The sequence below is a fragment of the Kovacikia sp. CALU 1929 genome, from assembly GCF_056784235.1.
Genome location: NZ_JBXBCF010000059.1, coordinates 1 through 20,828 on the forward strand (window position 1 = coordinate 1; position 20,828 = coordinate 20,828).

At 48.8% G+C, this 20,828-nt stretch carries 14 protein-coding genes; 3 read left to right on the forward strand and 11 right to left on the reverse strand.

Annotation, left to right across the window (positions count from 1 at the left end; genetic code table 11):
* The 3 genes from AC1S52_RS08020 to AC1S52_RS08030 all read right to left on the reverse strand — a co-directional run.
* The coding region (locus AC1S52_RS08020) for a helix-turn-helix domain-containing protein (RefSeq protein ID WP_482028502.1) at nucleotides 1-424 on the reverse strand (424 nt) is incomplete at its 3' end.
* 46 nt (nucleotides 425-470) lie between these two features.
* Nucleotides 471-950, reverse strand: coding sequence for a Uma2 family endonuclease (locus tag AC1S52_RS08025; RefSeq protein WP_482028503.1), 480 nt, complete (start codon nucleotides 948-950; stop codon nucleotides 471-473).
* A complete protein-coding gene (locus AC1S52_RS08030; RefSeq protein ID WP_482028504.1) occupies nucleotides 910-1,092 on the reverse strand; it encodes a hypothetical protein in 183 nt (60 codons plus the stop codon). Before AC1S52_RS08030 ends, AC1S52_RS08025 begins: the two co-directional genes overlap by 41 nt.
* Nucleotides 1,093-1,590: 498 nt before the next feature.
* Here AC1S52_RS08030 and AC1S52_RS08035 point away from each other — a divergent pair, with 498 nt between their 5' ends.
* Nucleotides 1,591-5,721, forward strand: coding sequence for a WD40 domain-containing protein (locus AC1S52_RS08035; RefSeq protein ID WP_482028505.1), 4,131 nt, complete (start codon nucleotides 1,591-1,593; stop codon nucleotides 5,719-5,721).
* 6 nt (nucleotides 5,722-5,727) lie between these two features.
* On the opposite strand, the gene AC1S52_RS08040 is transcribed toward AC1S52_RS08035, so the two are convergent.
* The 4 genes from AC1S52_RS08040 to AC1S52_RS08055 form a co-directional block, all read right to left on the reverse strand.
* A complete protein-coding gene (locus tag AC1S52_RS08040; protein WP_482028506.1) occupies nucleotides 5,728-6,777 on the reverse strand; it encodes a hypothetical protein in 1,050 nt (349 codons plus the stop codon).
* Between the two features lie 111 nt (nucleotides 6,778-6,888).
* Complete coding sequence (locus AC1S52_RS08045) at nucleotides 6,889-7,872, reverse strand: hypothetical protein (RefSeq protein ID WP_482028507.1); 984 nt, start codon at nucleotides 7,870-7,872, stop codon at nucleotides 6,889-6,891.
* Between the two features lie 38 nt (nucleotides 7,873-7,910).
* Nucleotides 7,911-8,807, reverse strand: coding sequence for a lipase family protein (locus AC1S52_RS08050; protein WP_482028508.1), 897 nt, complete (start codon nucleotides 8,805-8,807; stop codon nucleotides 7,911-7,913).
* 378 nt (nucleotides 8,808-9,185) lie between these two features.
* Nucleotides 9,186-9,842: a DUF1906 domain-containing protein gene (locus AC1S52_RS08055; protein WP_482028509.1), complete on the reverse strand. Its 657-nt coding sequence runs from the start codon at nucleotides 9,840-9,842 to the stop codon at nucleotides 9,186-9,188.
* 998 nt (nucleotides 9,843-10,840) lie between these two features.
* Here AC1S52_RS08055 and AC1S52_RS08060 point away from each other — a divergent pair.
* On the forward strand, nucleotides 10,841-12,925 hold the full coding sequence (locus AC1S52_RS08060) for a dynamin family protein (RefSeq protein WP_482028510.1): 2,085 nt from the start codon (nucleotides 10,841-10,843) through the stop codon (nucleotides 12,923-12,925).
* 159 nt (nucleotides 12,926-13,084) lie between these two features.
* Here the strand turns inward: AC1S52_RS08060 and AC1S52_RS08065 are convergent, their stop codons facing one another.
* The gene (locus tag AC1S52_RS08065; RefSeq protein ID WP_482028511.1) at nucleotides 13,085-13,303 is read right to left on the reverse strand and encodes a hypothetical protein; all 219 of its coding nucleotides are present in this window, start codon (nucleotides 13,301-13,303) and stop codon (nucleotides 13,085-13,087) included.
* A 26-nt stretch (nucleotides 13,304-13,329) separates the two neighbouring features.
* Between AC1S52_RS08065 and AC1S52_RS08070 the strand changes: the two genes are divergently transcribed.
* The gene (locus tag AC1S52_RS08070; protein ID WP_482028512.1) at nucleotides 13,330-14,112 is read left to right on the forward strand and encodes a class I SAM-dependent methyltransferase; all 783 of its coding nucleotides are present in this window, start codon (nucleotides 13,330-13,332) and stop codon (nucleotides 14,110-14,112) included.
* A 54-nt stretch (nucleotides 14,113-14,166) separates the two neighbouring features.
* On the opposite strand, the gene AC1S52_RS08075 is transcribed toward AC1S52_RS08070, so the two are convergent.
* From AC1S52_RS08075 to AC1S52_RS08085, 3 genes are all read right to left on the reverse strand, one after another.
* A complete protein-coding gene (locus AC1S52_RS08075; protein WP_482028513.1) occupies nucleotides 14,167-15,441 on the reverse strand; it encodes a metallophosphoesterase in 1,275 nt (424 codons plus the stop codon).
* Between the two features lie 115 nt (nucleotides 15,442-15,556).
* Nucleotides 15,557-17,740, reverse strand: a complete 2,184-nt coding sequence (locus tag AC1S52_RS08080; RefSeq protein WP_482028514.1) for a GMC oxidoreductase — start codon at nucleotides 17,738-17,740, stop codon at nucleotides 15,557-15,559.
* Nucleotides 17,741-17,794: 54 nt separating this feature from the next.
* Nucleotides 17,795-20,743 carry a hypothetical protein gene (locus AC1S52_RS08085; RefSeq protein ID WP_482028515.1) on the reverse strand — a complete coding sequence of 983 codons (2,949 nt, stop codon included), beginning with the start codon at nucleotides 20,741-20,743 and terminating at the stop codon, nucleotides 17,795-17,797.
* Between the last annotated feature and the right edge of the window lie 85 nt (nucleotides 20,744-20,828).

Below are 20,828 nucleotides of genomic sequence, written 5' to 3' on the forward strand. Positions count from 1 at the left end.
TCAAACTCCATTGGGTATGCTTCTCGACATACTCTAAGTCCACCATCCGCTCTGCTAGCAGTCGCAGACTCCAACGCGCCTGTCCTTCAGGGGCTTCACTACAAGTGATGGCAATCAGATGAGCTTCTTGCGCTCCATCTAAGCGTCGTTGTTTGCGTTGTGGCTGCACTTGTCGGCTTAGGGCTGCTTCTAAGCTCGTTTCGACAAAGCGTTGCCGTACCCGTTCAATCGTCGCCACACTAATGTCTAAGGCTTGGCTAATTGCCGCATCCGTCCATCCACCTCCCTCCTGGTTCGTATCGGCTTTAAGCAGAATCCGGGCATGGTTCATTTTGTAAGCAGCAACTTTGCCTGTTGTTGTCAGCCCCTCCAACTCTTCTCGTTCTTCAGCACTCAGAGAGACGATGTATTTCTTTTTTGCCATGAATCTCAAGTAAACGCGATGGCTTAAATTATCATCGAATTACCCCTCAAATCAAAGCTGACAGACTACTAGTACCATCCTGAAAGGCTTGCTGAATTAAATGGGGTACCATTTCAGCGATGGGCAAATCGGGAAAGGTGAGGCTGGTTGCTGATTCCTGATAGGCTCCGTTTTGCAGGAGGTGGATCGTCAGCTTGCCATTGTCGTAGATCCAGACTTCTGGCACTTGCAGGGTTGCGTAAGCTGCCAGGGTCGTTTTTGAGGTAACATCCGCTTCGATCGCCAGATCGGGAGGTGGATCTTGCTCCATGTTCATCCGCATCAAAGATCGCACCCGTTCAGTATTTTGGATATAGAAACAGGTATTTGGTTTTAACCCAGCTTTTTTGAGTTTCTTGAAGGTGGTAGAGCCAAAGTCCTCCCATGCCCGATCTTGAGCATCCAAAATATGCGTAACAATATAGGCAATGATCCGATGAGGACGCTCATGAGCCGGAAGTGGTGACATCAGTTCCCAGCGTTCCATTGCAGTAGTTAATCCGCGGGACAAGCCGATCTTCTCCTAATTCTTCTAACAACGCTTCGTACTGTTCCCAAGTCACCCCTGAGATCAGGGCATGACTACCGGGGGATAGCTCGATGGTTTTGACGGGAATGGCAACCGTCATACGCTGACCTCAGTTTTTTGGGGAGGAATGCCCTTATTGTATTTTCGACATCCCCCAGATCGGTAATCTCAATAATGCCCTATCGTCCCAAACCGCCATGATTTATGAGGGAAAAATCTATTAGTGTCCAGCAAACATAAATTTTGTATTTCATTTTGGCTAAAACGCCTGATCTTATGTAGAGGATAATTACAGGGTGCTCCTATTTCAAAGATGGCTAGTGATTTGTCAAGTTTGTGTTTACCAGTCTGGGACAGGGAAGGGGTTGTTATTTTGGGGTTTTAATTCTTGGCAGACCACTAGTGCGCTGTGGCGCAAGTTCGGCAACGCTTGTTTAGACAGTACGGAGTGTGGAGTAGGTTAAGGTTATCTAGATTTCCGGCTGTGAAGACTAGGCTTGCGTAGACATCTAGTTACAGGGTGCTCCTATTTCAAAGTGGCATTGATATAAGCGACTTAATTAATCAGCCCGACTGATTTAAGGAACACTTCGTACAGATGAATACATTGGTATTAAAGCTATTGGGTTCCCCCCAGATCAGCTTGAATGGAAATTCAATTACTCATTTAATTAACCGTAAGGCACAGGCGTTATTGATTTATGTGGCTGTGACTGGCAGACAGCACAGCCGTGAAATGCTGGCAGAGTTGTTCTGGCAGCATATGCCGTCTAGCCAGTCAATGAAGAACCTGCGTACAGTTCTGCCCAATCTGAGACAGGTGTTAGGGTCACATCTGATTATCACCCGACAAACCATCCTGTTTAACCGAGAATGCTCCTATTGCCTGGATGTGGAAACCGTCCAGGCGATCGCAAACCACCTCGAAACTGATAATCTCCCGTCTCTCTCTGAGGCAGTCACACAATATCAGGGAGACTTTTTAGAAGGGTTCTATCTACCCAACGCACCAGATTTTGAGAATTGGGCATTAATGGAGCGAGAACGATTACGCGAAATTGCGATCGAAGGCTTACACACCTTAGCCGAACAATATCTGAAGCAGCAGAATTACACAGCGGGACTGGCGATAACTCGTAAACTCTTGCTGCTCGATCCGTGGCGTGAGACTGCCCACCAACAGCAAATGTTTTTTTTTGCCTGCACCGGACAACGCCGTGCTGCTTTAGCGCAATATGACATTTGCCATCAAATGCTAGCAGATGAGTTCAACGTCGAGCCAATGGCAGAAACCACCGCTCTGTACGAGCGGATTCGAGCGGGTAAACCTTGCCAGTTAGACGGAACATTCGCCGAGATAACCAAAGACAAGCTCAGGAAGGACAATCTCAAACTCTCTTCGTTGGAGATGCCGATCTCCCAGTACACCCCTCATGAACCTGAGCCATCAAAACTGGAAACCCTTGACAACAACTCCGCAAATTCCCATCACGACTGGGGTGAAGCGATTGATGTTTCTATCTTTTATGGGCGGGAAACAGAATTACTGACTTTACAACAGTGGATTATTCAAGATCACTGTCGGCTGATTCTGCTGTTGGGGATGGGAGGCATTGGCAAAACAGCTTTGTCAGTCAAACTAGCCCAAACGGTTCAGATTGAGTTTGAGTATGTAATCTGGAGATCGTTGCGAAATGCGCCTCCCCTGGAATCACTGCTGGCAGATCTGGTGCCGTTTCTGTCTAACCAACAGGACAGCAGAGCTGAAATTGGACGGCTGATTCACTGGTTGCGAACCCATCGCTGCCTGGTCATTCTCGACAATGTGGAAACCCTGTTTCAGGAAGGAAGGCAGGCTGGACAGTACCGTTCAGGCTATCAGGTCTACGGTGAACTGTTCAAGATGATTGGCGAAGTTCAACACCAGAGTTGCGTTCTGCTCACCAGTCGAGAAAAACCCACTGAACTGGCAGTACTGGAGGGCAACTCAGCCGTGCAGACATTCCTGGTCACTGGGTCCGCGACAACGGCACAAGCCTTGCTGGAGACAAGGGGACTGTTGGGGGCCCAGGTGCAGAAGCAACAGTTAGCCAAACAATATGGATATAACCCGTTCGCTTTAAAGATTGTGGCGAGTTCGATTCAGGATTTGTTGGGTGGTGACGTTGAAGCATTTCTTAAGCAAGAGATCGTGCTATTCAACGGCATTCGCCAGCTATTAGCACAACAGTTCGATCGCCTCTCGGCTTTGGAACAAAGCATTATGTATTGGTTAGCCATTAACCGGGAATGGACGGCGATCGCAGAACTGGCAGCCGACATCGTACCTCCAGTTCCGCGAACTAGGTTGCTGGAAGCCCTGGAATCATTAAGTTGGCGCAATTTAATTGAACGACGGCAGGGCAGCTACACACAACAGCCAGTCGTCATGGAATACGTCACGGATAAGCTGGTAGAGAAGGTGGGAGAAGAGATTATTAGTCAGGAGATTGATCTGTTTGATAACCATGCATTACTTAAGACAAACGTTAAAGAATATATTAGAGAAACTCAGAAACGATTGATTCTAACCGAGGTTGTCAATCAGGTTCAGGTTATAGACAGAACTACATCGCAAATTGAAACGCGGTTACGGAAAATCCTCAAGCTCCTGCAAAGCCGATCGCCTTCACCCGTTTATGCGGTAGGTAACTTGATTAATCTTTGCTGCCATTTGGGAATCGATTTGACGGGCTACGACTTTTCACGACTCACCCTGCGACACGCTGACCTCCAGGGAGAGTGGCTCCAGTCTGTCAATTTCCAGAATAGCCAGTTTGAAACCTCTTTATTTACCCAAATGGTTAAAGTTTCGTTCTCACTGACCTTCAGCCCCGACGGAAAGCGATTGGCGAGTGGAGACGGAAGTGGCAATATCTTTGTTCGACGGGCGATGGATGGGCAGTTACTTTTGTCCTGGCAGGGACACTGCAATACAATTTGGACGTTGATGTGGAGTCCGGATGGGGAACTGTTTGCCACGGGTAGCAACGATGGCATGATTCGTATCTGGAATTCTCATACTGGTCAATGCTTGCAGGAGATGCAGGCAACCAGTGTTGTCTGGACGGTGGCATGGAATCCCGACGGCAAAACACTGGCAAGCGTGGGTACAGAAGACAGCCTGCGACTGTGGGATATGAAAACAGGTCAATGCTTGCAGGTGCTAAACACTCAGCAGCATTGGGGGAAAGCTGTCCTCTGGAGTCCTGATGGACAATGGCTGGTCAGTGGGGGGAATGATGGACTGATCAAATGCTGGCATGTCCAAACTGGGGAATGTGTTCAAACATTATTTGGTCACGGGAGTGAAATCTGGTGTTTAGCCTGGAGTGGGAATGGCGATCGCTCAGCCTCATCCATGCCATCAAATCTCCCACTCCTTGCCAGCAGCAGTGCCGACCATACCATTCGACTCTGGAATCCCAATACAGGACAGTGCCTTCACACATTGCAGGGACACAGCAATGCCGTATTGAAGGTGGTATGGAGTCCAGACGATCGCATCCTTGCCAGCAGCAGCGACGACCACACTATTCGGCTATGGGATGTGCAGACTGGTCAGTGCTTGCGAATTTTGCAGGGACATCAGCATTCGGTCTGGTCAATGGATTTGAGTCCTTTAGAACCCCTGCTTGCCAGTGGCAGTGCAGACCACACAGTACGACTGTGGAATCCTCAAACAGGAGATTGTTTAGATGTCATTCAAGGATATAGTACTTGCACCCGCTCCCTTGCCTGGAATGCCGATAATCAGACCCTTGCTGCTGGTTCTGATGACCACATCATCCGATTATGGAATGTCAGTACTGGTGAATGCCTTAAAAAGTTACGGGGGCCGTGCAACTGCATCTGGTCACTAGCATGGAGTCCAGATCAGCAGATGATCGTTAGTGGCAGCGATAACCAGGTCATTCAACTGTGGCATCCGGACAGCGGACAGTGCTTGCACACACTGTCAGAGCATACCAACTGGGTCTGGTCTGTGGTATGGAGTGGGGATGGGCGCAGGATTATCAGCGGCAGTAACGATCAATCCATTCGAGTATGGGATGCGAAGACCGGGCAATGTTTGCAGCAGGTTCAAACGGATGCCTGGGTCATGGCAGTTGCCCCCAGTCCTGATGGCAAAATCCTTGCCAGTGGTGGTGCAGACTGTAGGGTTCAGCTATTTGATCTGGAGACTGGCGATCGCCCCAAAACCCTATCGGGACACACCAACTGGATCTGGTCAATTGCCTGGAGTCCGGATGGTCAGACATTGGCAACCGGCAGTGAGGATGGAACCGTGCGACTCTGGAATCCTCAAACGGGAGATTGTGTGCAGGTGCTACCAGCCAGCCCAGTGCGCATCTTCTCAATTGCCTGGAGTCCGGATGGTCAAAGGCTTGCCTGTGGTGGCGCTGATCCAGCAGTACAAATATGGGATGTCAATACAGGGCAGTGTGTGCAACGTCTGGAAGGTCATACCCGTTCACTCTGGGCAGTGGCATGGCAACCCGCAGGACAACTTCTTGCCAGCTCCGGAGATGACGACACCATCCGAATTTGGGAGGTTAATACGGGCAAGTGTTTGAAGGTGCTTAAAGCCGATCGCCCTTATGAAGACATGAATATCACTGGTGTTACGGGTTTAACGGAGGCGCAGAAGACAACCTTAAAGGCGTTAGGTGCAGTGGAGAAACGTTGATTCGGGTTACTCAGGCTCATTCCTGTATTTCATTGACTGAGAACTGCTATATCTGCGATCGCGGCGGAACGTAACCGATGGAGTAGACGGTCGAGATTTCCTCTTTCCACCCAATATGACCCCTAATTGATTGAGGAGTTGTAGCCAGAACCGTGATCCCATCGCAACCGCAATGCTGGTGAGAAACCAACCGGCAATCGTTCTCAAAATAATGACCCCATTCAGTTGGGCAAACTGCCTTTGTCGATTTGAGGGTTGCCACCCGATAGGAATCGTTGTGTGTTCCATCAGGAAGGACAGACGTTCTACACAGTTCGGTGAACTGAGATGATCTTGGCAGGCTTGAATTTGAGTAGCATTTTGGATGATCACAGCTTGTGTTGCCGTATTCTCACTAATTCTTCTAATGATATAAAGCGAGTCAACATTCATTGCAATTACAAGTGCTAAACTAACAAGGAACGAAATGATTTTGAATTGTTGTTTATAAGCCGCCAATGCATCGATTGTGGCGTAACTAAACCAGTGCCCTATCGCATCGGTTAACCTTAACATCTGTCGATTGGCATTTGGTTCTACCCGTTGAACCCGATCTATGATGCGCCGCAGATTTATCCTCAGTTGAGGTGACAAGTCGGGAGACGATTCAACACTTGATTTGAGATGGATGATGGGTTTTGCAGCAGCATTTGAATGATTTGGGCTGAGGGCATTAGACAAGGGGAAGCCCTGGGTAGGTAAATCTTGTAAAACATCCAGCAGCACTTCTGCAAACAAGTGCGGCATCACGTTGGATAAAATTATTAATCCGTTGCGTCGATCGCAAGCCTGAACCCCAGAAACAATCCGTGAATTATTCAAGAGTTTGCTAGCGACCGTAACTTTGAACTGTTCTGAATCACCTCTCGATAGCGGTTCACCCAGTAAAGTGATGATGCTTTGCTTTAAACATCGGGTTCTCCACTGTAACCTCATGATCACAAATTCGGCTAGTTCAGAGGCAAGTAGACTTAAGCAGGTATAAATCAAGGACAGTCCAATGACAATGTCCAGCAAAGGGAATTTCTCCACGTATCGCTCCAGGGCTGAAACTGATTTGCGGTAGAACTGCTAGAATGTCCCTGATTCGATCGCCATTTGATTACCTGATTGATTAACCCTTTCAATCTATCTTGTTTGCTCTTCAGTCGAAGTTGGTTTTTCTCCAGTTTCTCGAACCTGAATCAGTTGATCGAGAATTTGAAACCAGAAGCGAGATCCCATCGAAATTGCAATGCCAGTCAGTAGCCAACCCAGCCCAGCCTTAATTCCATAAACCAGATTGAGTTGAGGAAACTGCTGACGAAAATTTACAGGATGCCAACCTACCGGAATCGTTGTCATATCCAATAAGTTGGTCATTTCGCTGATGCACTGTGGCGAACTCAAATCATCTCGACATCCTTCTATTTGAGTAGCATTTTGAATAATGACGGATCGGGTTGCTGTATTCTCACTGATTCTTCTTAGCATATACAGCGAGTCTGCATTAAGCAGAACTGCCAGGGTTGAGCCAATCAGAACAGTAAAAGCTTTAACATTGCGCCGATAGGTTCCAGAGAGCCGAGCCATCGACTGCTCATACCAGAGCGCAATTTCATGTCTGAACCGTTCCATTTGCTGATCACTCGTTTCAGCTTCTGTCTGTGCTCGATTGGCTAATCGCTTTAAATTGTGCTTCAGTGAGGCTGGAAGTTGATCTGAATTTTCCACTTGAGAAACTACAAAGGTGAGTTCATCAACAGCCTGGTTAGCGTTCTGTTGAATCTCCGGTAGGGATTGCAACACTTCCAGCAGTGCATCCGCAAACACCTCAGAGGGCAGGTAGGATGGACCTACGGTTCGTCTGCGTCTCCGCGATCGCTGGGTGATGGAACTGATTAAAGAACTGGAATACAGTCTGCCGGTAAGGGTGTCTTTAAACTGATCTGGATAGCGCCTGAGGGCAATTGATTCACCTAACAAGGTCATAATCCCTTGCTGTAAGTGATTTGCTCGCCACCGCAAAACAGTTGTAAAAAATTCTGTTAATTCTGAAGCCAGCAGACTTAAGAAGGTATAAATCAGAATCAACCCAATGGCGATATCTAACAGTGGAAAGTTAACCATCATCTGGTTTCATCCATCAATACTAAGAATATCCAGGACTGTTAGGCACAAACTTCCGATGCGCCAACTCCACCCATATAACCGCCTCCACAGCTGGCTGAGTGAGCTGCAACGATCGCCTCAAATTGACCGTCTGCAATTGCGCTCGCAAGTCTGGCTAATCGCTCAATCTGGAGTAGGGGTGAATCATCCCCGATCGTTTTCCGATCCCAATGGATGAACTGAAGTGTACCCACCGGGCTGTAGTTCCAGGTTTCCATCCCTTTAAAGAATTCGCCAAGCCCAGGAAGATGGGCGATCGCATCAATGAATGCGGCATCTGGAACCAGATGGGGAACGATATCATTCCCATATTCATAGCGGGTGTGATTTGGAATCTCCAATTTGTACTGACTGGCAAAGGTCGTATCTCCAGGATGAGGAGAAGCATAGGTATAGATTGCCGTGGGAACAATGCCTGCCTGGAGTTTGAGTCGGAGTGCCGCCAGACTGGACAGTGCTCCGCCTTTACTGTGCCCCGTGATGTAGAGCGGCAATGGTTGCCCACTCCCATGCATCTGCTGTTTAATTTCCTTTACCATCGGTTCCCACAGGGCAGATAAACCCTGCCAGAACCCCTCATGGACTTTGCCTGGGATACCAGGTGCAGCGATCGGTGCATCACTTAAATCACTGATCCAGTCCAGCAGACTTTGCTGATCGTGAATATCAGGTGGAATTGTGCCACGAAACGCTAGCACAACACCCTGATCAGTGGTGCCCACCAAACAGGCATCAATATCATCCTCACCCGCAGCAAAGGCAATAGGTGGAGTGAGAAACCCAGCCGCACTGTAATAGGGGTCTGAGGGAACAAGTTTACCAATAGAGTTGATCCCATAGGCAGCGACGCTGGCGCACAACAATCGACACTCTAAACTGAGCGTGGCTGAAAGCATCTTATCCATCCTTATAAAATCTAAAGAGATTTTTGTTGCAATTTGTAGGGTTTTAACCCTCTTTACTCACTCTCGAAACCTGATAAAACTCTGAGAACATCTCGTTTCCAAGGCTCTGCCTGGAAATGGCATTTGAGAGGCTCTGCCTCTTTCCAGGCGTGTTTGAGAAAGCCTCAGAAACTCCATTCCAAGCTAGAAGCTTGGAACGAGTGTTTTTAGTGGTCAGTCAATCAATGATTGACGGGTAACCAAAATCCAGGTTATTGATTGGGGTTAAATTTTGCGGGTCTTCGACCCGTCAAAACTTTCCTGACGGAACACTAGAAGCTTGGAGCAAAGGTTGGTTAGAATTTTTCTCGCAGGAGTGACAGGAGCGGGTTAGGTTGGCTGAATTAGCCATTGCACCTGTCCGCGATCTGCATCTGCCTGGGTCACGTTTTTATCAATGCCAATGCCATGGACGGTACCACCATCCGATTGGATCATTTGATAACCCCGTACTGCAACGTTTGGCACGATGCTGAGAGAATGCCAATAGTGTTGAAATTTTAGATCGCTGTAAAGTTGCTGGCTATCGAGAATCGAATTTGCACCCACATAGAGTCCGGGCAGATAACCTGCCTGAGCCACGGCATCATACCAGGCGTTGCAGTAGGCAATCACGTCAGTTGCAGTGGCAGTAGGGCTGATTCCCTCCAGGTCAAGCCAGACATTGACTTTTGATGGAAAGCCTACCTGACTAGCATTATCTGCCGCTGTTTGTCCGGTCTGGGTGCCACGGGAAGCATCGGGCAGCCATCCAGCATATCGGACGTGCTGCACGGGCATTAAGGCTAACCCTGCGTTGAGGATCGCCTGTGCTTCCTCCCGGTCTAAATCGTAGCTACTTTCATTACTGAGGGAAACGTATCGCAGGCAAAAATCATATCCACTTTGGCGAAAAAGTTTAGCTGTTGGCAAATCTAATTTGGTATCCGTATCAAAACCGACTCGACCTGAGGGTGCACTTTGCACGACTCCAGTTATAACAGGCATATTGAGTTCCTTTCAATTCTGGTTAACCTGTGGTGAAGCTGCACCCAAGCGATCGCGACTGTTAATTCATCAATGAAGGCGATCGCGGTTCATCACAATATTTTTCCCACCTTTGATTGAATCAGCACCCAGATCAACTACCTAAAACCTTACCCTGCAAAAATTCAGATATTTATCAAAAAAGTTACGTGGTTGATGTTGCAATCCACTATTGAACAATCACAGTGTTTTTAATGCGTGGTCGCTCAAGCGAGAATCCACACACCAACAAATTCTTGACTTACTTTAGCATTTATTTCTTGAATGTACATGCCTACTACTATTCTTCATATATTTTTAGTATTAAGTTCGTGTAATAGCCTTTAAATCAAATTAGATACTCAATCCCTTTTCAGAGTAATTTCCATCTATTTCCCGCAACTAATCAGGCGCTTTCAATTTAACTATTTTGATTGGTTTGCGATCGGCTGACGATCTATTGGCGATTCACTGGCGTTAGCCTTCTTTTATCCGGAACGAAAGCAGTCGCATCGGCAATACTTAAAGGCTTAAGACGGCAGAGCAAGAAGGTTGAATTTAGGAAAGGACATGGATAGGGATAATTTTTTCACTTGTTGTATAAAAGATGAAACTCATTATCAACGCGATCGCCGATTTCCCTGCGCCTTTGTTACAGATTATCAATCCGTTGGGCGGGCGGGCTGACAATTGCTAACGACACCCTCATCCCCTACTGTGACTTGACTTCATCCAAGTGGGTGATGTCGATCACAAATGGATCTTTGCATGATGGTAAAAGAGCGTTGCGCTAGAATCAGATTAAACCGTTGAAAGCAAGGAATGGCAAATCATCCAGTTTCCTTGCTCAAAGGTCGGTCTGGAATCATTGCAGAAGCATTCACCTGGAAATGGCTAAGTCGTTGCCCTGGTGTCGCGGAAGATTTTTTACCGCATGACACCAGTTTTGGCATGTCATATTTCCACCTTAAGGAGTTTCAATGGCTTACAAAGCTGAAAGTTTTATTCATGATCTAGACAAAGTTGCCAAAGCGCGTCAGGAGTTTTCGGGGTATTTGAGTGCGATCGCCAACACCTTAACCCAGGCGGAACAGGTGGGAGAAACCGCCTCCGGCAAATTAGGACTGGCAAGTACAGTGGACGATTTGGAGTTAGTCAGCCGAAATTTGGGAGAAGGCGTGTTTCGGCTGTTGGTGTTGGGCGATATGAAACGGGGTAAAAGCACGTTTCTGAATGCGCTGATTGGGGAAAACGTTTTGCCAACGGATGTGAACCCCTGTACCGCTGTGCTGACCGTACTCAGTTATGGGCAAGACAAGCGAGTGACCGTTTATTTCAAAGATGATCGAGCGCCAGAACCGCTGGATTTTGAAACCTTTAAGCAGCGATACACGATTCCACCGGAAGAAGCCAAGAAACTCCAGCAGGAAGGGGTTTCAGCATTTCCCGATGTGGCGTATGCGGAGGTTCAGTACCCGCTGACCCTGCTGGAAAAAGGAGTGCAAATCATCGACAGTCCGGGACTGAACGATACGGAGCAACGCAACCAGCTAACGCTGGGGTATATCAACAATTGCCATGCCATTCTGTTCGTTCTTAGTGCTACTCAGCCTTACACCCTGGGCGAACAGCGCTACCTCGAAAATTACATCAAAGACCGGGGATTATCGGTTTTCTTTCTGATTAACCACTGGGATGAAATCCAGAATCGGTTGATTGATCCCGAAGATCTAACGGCTTTACACGAGGCAGAAGATCGGGTGCGCCAGGTATTCAGAACGAATCTAACGCCCTACTGTCAGGTGGAAGGAGAGGATCGCTATGACGATCGCGTGTTTGAAATTTCGTCTTTGAATGCGCTACGTCAACGACTCAGGAATGGTTCGCTAGAGGGAACAGGTTTCTCAGAATTCATCAAAGCACTCAACCACTTTTTGACGAAGGAGCGGGCGATCGCCGAATTGCGTCAGGCGAAGTTGATCGCCCGTCAAGCTTATCGAACCGTGCATGAAGCCTGCGATCGACGGATTCCGCTGCTGAGCGAAAGCATGCAAGAACTGAGACAAAAGATTCGGTCGGTTCAACCAGAATTTGAGCAACTCGTCACAATTCGGGATCAGTTCAAAGACGAAATCCGGATTGTGGGAGAGCGGCAAGCGAGTGCCAGTGCCAACTCTTTTCGCTCTTATCTACCGGAGTTAGCAAATACGTTTGAGGCTGATTTTGTCCGCTACCAACCAGAGTTAAAATTCTTTGACTTTCTGCAAAAGGGTAAGCGTCAGGAGTTTGAGGCATCCCTGCGGTTAGCCTTTGAGAAATACTTGCTCGATAAAATCGCTGCCTGGAGTTTGACTGCCCAGAAAGATATGGATGCCGCTTTTCTCAGCTTAGCCAAGAGTGCCACTCAGTATGGGGAGTCCTACACGCAAGTCACTGATCGCATGACCGAAAAACTGACCGGACAGAAGGTGATTCCCAATGCCCACCTGAGCGCTGAAGATAAGTCCCCCCGCTGGGCAAAATGGGCGGTCGGTCTGTACGCCCTGACTACGGGCGATGTGGGTACGATCGCAATGGCGGGTACCGGCGTGTTTAACTGGAAACAGATTCTCCTCAACTTTGGCGGTGCGGTGCTGGTAACAACTATGCTCTATACCGTAACGGGCATTTTCTTAGGTCCCGTGGGCATGGCGTTGGCGGGGCTGGGGTTAGGGAGTTATTCGGCAGAAATGGCTCGCCGCAAGGTTGTGCTAACCATGCGGGAAGAACTGATTAAACTGCTGCCTCAAATCGCTCAGGAGCAATCCTTCCAGGTTTATCAAGCCGTTAAAGAGTGCTTCGACACCTATCAACAAGAAGTGGTCAAGCGCATGAATGAGGACATTCAATCCCGCAAGGCTGAACTGGATGAACTGGTTCGGCAACGGGAAGACCATGAGATCAACCAACAAGCGGAAGAGCGCCGCCTCAACCTGTTGGATAACGATGTGCTAACCCAACTGCATGATGTGGAGGATGCCTATGACCAATTGATTGGGCAACCTGCAATCCTGGTTGCGGCATAGGGGTTTGTTATCCCTGTAGAGATGGTCTGGCAGATCGTTTCTATGGAGGCTTGTAGAAATAACTTGAGCAGGCAAGGGGCTTAAGCCCCTTGTTCAAGCCAGTAGACATACTCCAAGTGATCAACTTATTCGTACAAGCTGCCTACAGGGAGCTGTTTCCTAAAATGGGCTGACTTTAATCCCCAAAAACCGCTCAAGCAGGTGCGACCGCCACGCCGATCGCACCCCTAAGGCAAGCACCACCACATCACTGACACGCCCCAGCGCAATCGGACAATCGGTGGTTGGCGCATAATCATGCTTGCAAACATTACACCTGGGAGATGGCATTCCAGCGATCGCAAAGTCAGCTACTATAGCGACACCATTGATGAACACCAGGTGTTATTTGGAGGGTGTCTCTTATGACTGAATGGAATGCCAGTGGATATCAGACTATCTCCAGCCTTCAGGAGGCGATCGCAACGGAGCAACTATCTCGTCTCACCCTACAGGGAAATGAACACATCTTGGATATTGGCTGCGGCAATGGCAAGATTACAGCCGCGATCGCGGAGAGAGTTCCCCAGGGTTCCGTTCTGGGTGTTGATGCGTCTCAGAACATGATCACCTTTGCTGCGCAGCATTATGCGCTTTCTCATCCCAATCTCCGCTTTGCCATCGCCGATGCCCGCCATCTCCCTTACTCCCACGAGTTTGATCAGATTGTTTCCTTTAATGCACTGCACTGGATACCTGAGCAATCCGCTGCTATTCGTTCTATTCATGCGGCTTTAAAGCCAGCAGGAAAGGTCTGCTTGCGGTTTGTTCCAGAAGGCGAACGCAAATCCATTGAAGATTTGATCGAGGAGGTTTGCCATTTACCAGCCTGGCTTCCCTACTTCCAAAACCATTCCAGACCTTACTTTCACCCCACTCCTGAGGAATTTCGTCGTCTGGTCGAGCAGCAGGGGTTGAAAGTCTTGCGGTTACACGTTGAGGACAAGTCCTGGGATTTCCAGACCCGTCAGGCATTTTTTGACTACTGCAAAGTCACCCTGGTTGAGTGGACTCGTTTTTTACCAGAAACGGAATGGACCGCATTCATTACTGAAGTGCTCGATCGCTATCAGGCGATCGCTGCTGTTACTCCTACAGAACAGAACACCTTCAAGTTTTATCAACTGGAAGCCGTATTGACTGCATAGCATCTCATAAAACAACTGTGTTTTGTTTAAGCGCGCAGCGCTGGAGTTTGCTATCTAAATTGTTTCAGATGGCAAACTCGGATCGGGTTGAATAGTATACTCATTTCCAGTCTTGATGACTTGCATCACAGTGACCTGGTATGTCCCATTACCCACTTCTAATTCGATAAAGGTTGGACTTTTGGGTGTAGTACCCTGCATATCTGGAATTGAAGGACAATTAAAGCCTGAGTTGGCATAGATAAATGGCGCACCAGTACTAGCCGTGTAGGGCTGGTCTAACCGGACACTAGTTAACTTGGCAAGTTGTTCTTTTTGGGTTGTTTGAGTGTCCTGGCTATCTCCGGGAACGTGGGTATGCCCCATGATCACCACTTTTGAGTTCCATTTTGCCGCCATCGATCTTGCATAGGAGGACAAATCATTATCAATATCGGGATTCTTCAAGGCAGCCAATGCCCCGGTATGCCCTAGAGACTGACCGTCCAAACCAATTTTGTCCTCCCAGGTTCCTAATAAACCGTCAAATTGATCGAACGCATCATTCAGGGTAATTATGGAGCCATCTCCCAGGATGATGGGGCTTTTCCATCCATACCCAGTTTCAGCTTGCACCAGTGATGTAATAGCACCACCCAACGAGTAGAATATCAGGTCTCCCAGGATTTTGAGATAGTCTTCACTGCTAAGATTAAGCCCGGTTGGTTCTCCAGTATTGGGTAGGTAAGCCACGTTTGGGGCGGCTGGAGTCAGTCCTTGTGCGGCTAGATAAGCTCCGGTACGTGTCACATAGTAGCCAAGAGGCAGCGGTTGAATCATATTCTTTTGCTCTTGGTCAGGGCAGCACAGCATGGAAAACAGATGTCCATGAGTACACACAATGTCTGAATTGCTGCTCCCTAAAGGGAAGTAAAAATCATCAGCGCAAAGCTGAATTGAACCAGTCTGAGGACCAGTGGGAATCTGGTTCAGCATCTCCTGAGTCACCGTCATATCATGATTACCATGAACGTAGGTGACCTTTCCCTCCAGCGCTTCAACCACCAAGCCCAATTGACCAACCGTCCCAGTTTTCGGATCACCAAAAATGTTGGGGTTCTGCTGCATAATAGCTGCGAAATCAGGAGGCTGAGTGGTGGGTAAATACGTCCAGAAGTCGATCAAATCCCCCAAAATAATCAGTTCCTGAATGGAGTCTTGGTTGGCGATCGCATAGTGCAGTGCGGCTTGTAAATAAGGCTCATGCACCTCGGACTGATACCAATTGGTGACGCTGTTGTTGCCGATGTGAATATCGCTGAGAACAAGAATCTTGGTTTTCGTTGTCATAATTTTTCCTTTACAGCAATTTTCAATTGTGTAAATCCCGGTTATTTTTAGAAGCCGTGCTCGCGCGGCTTCTAAAAATAACTTACACTTAACCCAGCGCAAAGCGTTGTCAGTTCTATGCCAGAGTAAGCGCCTTCTGAGGTTGCTCCATGGCTTGAAGCAATCGATCGCAGAAGATATAAGCCAGGGTATAAATTGACTGCATTGGGTTTGCCCCCACAGAGGTGGGAAACATGCTGCTGTCCATGATGTAGAGATTAGGAATCTCTGCTCCGGTGAGCACATTCCAGACGCGCTGATGTTTGGAAACCACCCCGGTTTCGTGAGAAATGCCGATTTTATTGGTGGCTTGCAAATGGGCTGCCGTGAGTGTAGTGCGATTCGGGATAAAGTTCAGATTCTGTTCTACCAGATCCGCCTGGGCAATGTCGGTCAGGTAAACCCCCACCATCGGATCGAAGTTCTCCTGATTGAGCAAGTTCTCGTTTGAGGGCACAATCACCTGCCTGGCTCCAGCCTGAAACATCATCCGAATCCCGATCGCAACCCCTGTACGAAACCGCTGTTTATCCGCATCACTCAGCGTGTATTGCACCACCACATTCCCCTGATCATCCAGAGTGACGCAATTGTCATCGGAGGGGGTATCCACCAGCATGGTTCCAAAGCCCGCGCATTGATTAAACCGGCTCACCTGTTCATACACCTGTTTGCCGTTGCCGGGAATCATCAGGGAACCATAGGCGGGTAAGCCTCCCATCGTTTCATAAATCAACCCTGGCGTGACTCCAAAGGCATCAACAAAGGTGGCACTGTCTAACCCTTCCAGCAGATTAATCGTGCGATCGAACACCCCAATCAATGGAACCGAGGGATGCAGGATGAGACCTTTGCCAATCCGGGGATTGGCGATCGCGGGCGTAGTTTTAGCAGTATTCAGCAAAATGCGAGTCGTGCCAATCGTGCCTGCTGCCAGGATCACATTTTCAGCGGCGATGGAAACCGTGGTACCCACTGGAATTTGCAAATTCGAGGGATCGACCACGGTATTGCCGTAATCCGTCCACGGTTCATTGAGAGTCAACGTGGCTCCAGTCGCCTGAACAGTTTTGCAGTCCGATTGAGTGGTGAATTGGATTTGATCCACCGTGGCATCACAAATCACGCTCAGGGGATTGGTCGGATCTTGCATGGCGGACAACAAGAGTTGTCGAGCAGCATCTAACTTGTCATTGACCGGAGAGGGAGACATCCCGGTGGGGAAGCGATTCAGATGATAGAGCGATGGATCAATGCCAAATGCCTTGGATCCATTCCACAGAGCGAGATTGTCTTGATTCAGTTCATCCTGGGATACTTCACGGGTGCCAATGTCCTGTCGTACTTTTTGATACGCGGCGGCAATGCGATCTGGCGTGTAATCGTCGGCATCGAGTAAGCCACTGTCAATCCATTGGTTCAGTCGTGCCTGAATGGTGGAGGAGAGCGGCGAGAATGCCAGGTCAATGTTAACGGTCGAACCACCGCCCATGGTTTCACCACTGCGAATAATCACGCTGTTGGTTGCTGTGGTTGCCTGGTCATTGCGAAACATCAAGCGCGAGTAACTGCGCGTATCCATTGACCCCCAGACAACAAACGGTCCCTTTTCAATCAATACGACTCGTTTTCCAGCTTTCTGTAATTCATGGCAAACGGCGGCTCCTCCCGGCCCGCTGCCAATCACCAGATAGTCGATCGCCCCGTCCTGATGCTGAATGGTTTTGGTGGCGCAGTCGTAGCGCAAGCGGCTAGGGGGAAGAACCGGAGCATGGCGCTTGGCGTAGATCTCCGGGTTTTGCATGAACACCTGGGGTTGTTGAATTTCGGTAATCGGAATCGCCAGGGGCAAATCCCAGATACCCGATAGATACGCCTCCCGCATCTCCATCGCCAGTTGAGTAGCGATCGCCCCACACTCTCCGTCAAATAGGAATGAAAACAGGGGTTGGCGATATTCATCTGCGATTTCACCATAACCGCCAGTTGTGTGGATAAATTGCTGCACTGCCGGATTTTTGGATTGAACTAACCCCTGGTAAAAAGGCAGCGCTTGCGGTATAGTCATGCCCTGCAATATTTGAAAAAATGCAGATTGACTGAAAGCCTCTAACATGGCACTACTCACTTGCGCCGCAATTTTGGCAACATCGGCAGCGATCGCGGGGGGAATGGGCAGTTGTTCAAGCGGAAACCAGGTATCAAACAGTGCTGCATGAGTTTTGGCAACATTTGGATCAATTTCTTTCGCAGTGTTCATCACGTTCACAATGGTGGTTTACTTGTCCCGAAGGTTCGATAACAGAAGCCCTGTTCAGCGCTTGGGAGTACGAGTCTTTGTAGGTTTTCCGGTAGTAGCGGGTGGACATACGTTAGCCGCAGGGTAGCACCCATATAAAGTTGGAGATTGGGTGGGTGGTGATGCCGAAACGTTCTGTGCCAGCACGTACACAGTTGCAGGTTGTCCTAAGTTGACCTTGCAGAAGGTGTCTGATGTCGGTAAGTTGGGCGGACTGCAAGTCTGCGGTGTCCAGATCGGAATTCCATTGTTTTTCCCAGTCAATGCAAACAGGGTATATTGCAGTTTCTGGTTGGCTCCCGTCATCGCCGCTGACCAGTTCACCTGAACAATCTGACCATTTTGAACTTGAAATGTGACCGCAGCATTGGTGGGCCAGTTCACAGCAGTGGGATCGGGTGGATCGGGCGGCGCATTCGGCAGGTTGACATTCACCCGTGGCATATCGTCAAACGCCAGCCCCATATAGACGACATCGCGGGAAAAGGGATCGCCCGACCACACAGCAGAAACGTTAATGTTATTGCAGTAACCAGTCATTCTCCCGGCTGTGGAGTTGTCCTGGCAAAACTTCAGATCAGCCGCTGTCAAATCGCTGCTGGTTGGGGGAGTACCACTGGTCTGATTGCCAGTGGGGAGGCTCATCACCGTGACCTTGGCACCCGTGTAAGTGTCTGTGACCTGTTTGGAAACAGGTGTCAGGCTAAACACCATTTTCTCCTGAAAGCTGTCCGTCAGGGTGACTTTGCAGGGTTGATTGAGCCGGACGGGGAGCCGCTGCGATCCGGGTCCGTTAATTGAAATGGGATTGGGGATACCGCACTGCGATGCATCTGCGCTCACCCAATTGCCTTTGGCAGGTATATCGGCATTCTGCTGGCTGATGTAGTTATACAGGAGTGACTGACCGACAGCCCAGTTCGGGTCCGACACACCAGCATCGAAGTCCAGCAATCCAATAGCAGGGTTCCGGCTGCTGCCATCCCAGGCAGTGCTGGGGAAAATGCTCGTGATTTGCGAACTGCCAAACAGGTAATTGATCAGGGTCTGGTAGTAAGCGGTTGCCCCGTTGGTTCGTGCTTTTTCCTGTTGAGCTGCATTCTGCAACTGCGTCAGAGTCACGAGGGGGTTGGTGAGTTTCCAGGTGTCCCCCGTGGCAGCCGCATGACCGAACACGGAGATATTCTGATCCTGCTTGACCAGGAAGGGTTGGTTATTGTTATTCGCGGCGATCGCCTTTAATGGATTCTGCACATTTGCTAGATTTACGCTGGATGCAACCGAAATCAAGCTAAATTTGTCCCGGTTATAGCCCCAGTTCATGCTGTATTGCTGATAGGGGTCGTAGGGCTGCTGGTTATCCAGTGCAGTGGTTCCTCCCGCATCGATCAGGATGCCCAGAGAAGCATCGCGGAAATTACCATACTTGTCATCAATGGAGAATGAATAGGCAACAGCACCAACACCATCCTTTGTGCTGTGAATCAGGCGGGTATAGGGATTCAGGTTGAACTGACTGTTATACGGTGCGGCAAAGGTCAAAAATGGATCGAATTGATACTGCTGCTGTCCATCGGTGGGGTCGTATGCCACGCCTCGCAACAACGCTTGTACCTGACCGGGCAACTCACCCCCCAGCACTTTTGAGTTATAACCAATAATGTGCTGAATAATGCAGGCATTTTGCTGGTTCTGATCGGGGTTCACATTGGACAATCCGCAATCTTGATAGAATTGCTTTTTGTTGTTATTGAATCCGTCTGTCTTGTCTGTTAAAAAATGCGTCCAGACAGCATTCACCGTTGCACTAAATTGGTTGCAGAAATGTTGCTTGTCGAAGCTGCCAGTGACACCGTCGGGCAAGATAAGCTGGTTTGTGACCGTTACTGAGCAGGGTTGTCCGTTTTGATTGACCCACCACATCCAGCGATCGATATAGGGTTGCACCTGAGTGGACTGGTTGAGAACTCCGCTGATCAAATAGTTTGATGTACTGTTGTTGATCTCGTACACCGAAGAAGTCGCTTTGGAGAGCGTATTCTGAATACTGTTAAAGCCTGCTGGCAGATGCGGTGCGGGAGTAGTTGTCCCTCCACCTAAATCTGGTGGCAAATTTGCTGTGTCGATCGCATTTCTAGTCGTGGCAGAGGGTTGGTTTTGGCTCAGGTATGCCGAGTATTTGGGCCAGGGAACATTGGTGAAGAAATTGCTGAGCCGTTGTTGGAATTGGGATAGCGGCATCGCCCCACCCATATAGCCCGTTGCCCCATTATTGACGACTGAGGCAGCGATCGGCAGATACAGATCGTCCACATAGGACACATCAATATCCGCCATAGCCATCCCCGTATCTGGGTCGCCATTCGCGGCGGCATTGTCCGAATCAAAGGTGTATTCTGCTAGTTGAGCGGGGACATCGGCAGCAAAGCTATTGTCAGCATGACCCGTAAAACAATTCCCCGATGTTCCTTTACCGTAATTACCCCGCTTCCCCTCAAAACAGGTGACTGGATTGAGGGGATTGTCAGGTGTGGTGATCTGGGAGGAATTGTTTTGATCAACACCCTTCATGTTCTTCTCAAAGGTGGTGAGATTGACGGGGAAAATGTAAATTCGCCCAGACTTATACCAGCATCGAATCACCTCAGGATTACCGTTTTCGTCCTTAACGGTAACGGAATCGTTGGGAATAAAAACTGTCAGGGTTTCATTCGGCTGCAAGCCTCCATTTTGCCCCGTCCCATTGACGACGATTCTCCGCACGCTGGTGTCTTGTGAGCCAGCACAGATATCGGCGGGCACTTGAATCACCGGATAGATGGGAAAATCAAAGTCATTGTGAAAGGTAATGTAGCGTTGATAATCCGAATCTGTTTTTGTTGCTGCGATCGGAGTCGATGTCGTCAATAAGATCAGAACAACAACCGATAATGCCAACGTCAAAAAAGTGATGAACTTTTTCATTCCTGCGATCCTGAATAGAGCTTTTGCCAGCTAATAAAAATTTTGGCGTTGCTGAATGGCAGGATGAATTACCCTCATCCCCAAC

Coding starts and splice junctions, on each gene's coding strand:
- AC1S52_RS08025 (WP_482028503.1), bottom strand. CDS start 950: ATGGAACGCTGGGAACTGATGTCACCACTTCCGGCTCATGAGCGTCCT.
- AC1S52_RS08030 (WP_482028504.1), bottom strand. CDS start 1,092: ATGACGGTTGCCATTCCCGTCAAAACCATCGAGCTATCCCCCGGTAGT.
- AC1S52_RS08035 (WP_482028505.1), top strand. CDS start 1,591: ATGAATACATTGGTATTAAAGCTATTGGGTTCCCCCCAGATCAGCTTG.
- AC1S52_RS08045 (WP_482028507.1), bottom strand. CDS start 7,872: ATGATGGTTAACTTTCCACTGTTAGATATCGCCATTGGGTTGATTCTG.
- AC1S52_RS08050 (WP_482028508.1), bottom strand. CDS start 8,807: ATGCTTTCAGCCACGCTCAGTTTAGAGTGTCGATTGTTGTGCGCCAGC.
- AC1S52_RS08055 (WP_482028509.1), bottom strand. CDS start 9,842: ATGCCTGTTATAACTGGAGTCGTGCAAAGTGCACCCTCAGGTCGAGTC.
- AC1S52_RS08060 (WP_482028510.1), top strand. CDS start 10,841: ATGGCTTACAAAGCTGAAAGTTTTATTCATGATCTAGACAAAGTTGCC.
- AC1S52_RS08070 (WP_482028512.1), top strand. CDS start 13,330: ATGACTGAATGGAATGCCAGTGGATATCAGACTATCTCCAGCCTTCAG.
- AC1S52_RS08075 (WP_482028513.1), bottom strand. CDS start 15,441: ATGACAACGAAAACCAAGATTCTTGTTCTCAGCGATATTCACATCGGC.
- AC1S52_RS08080 (WP_482028514.1), bottom strand. CDS start 17,740: ATGAACACTGCGAAAGAAATTGATCCAAATGTTGCCAAAACTCATGCA.
- AC1S52_RS08085 (WP_482028515.1), bottom strand. CDS start 20,743: ATGAAAAAGTTCATCACTTTTTTGACGTTGGCATTATCGGTTGTTGTT.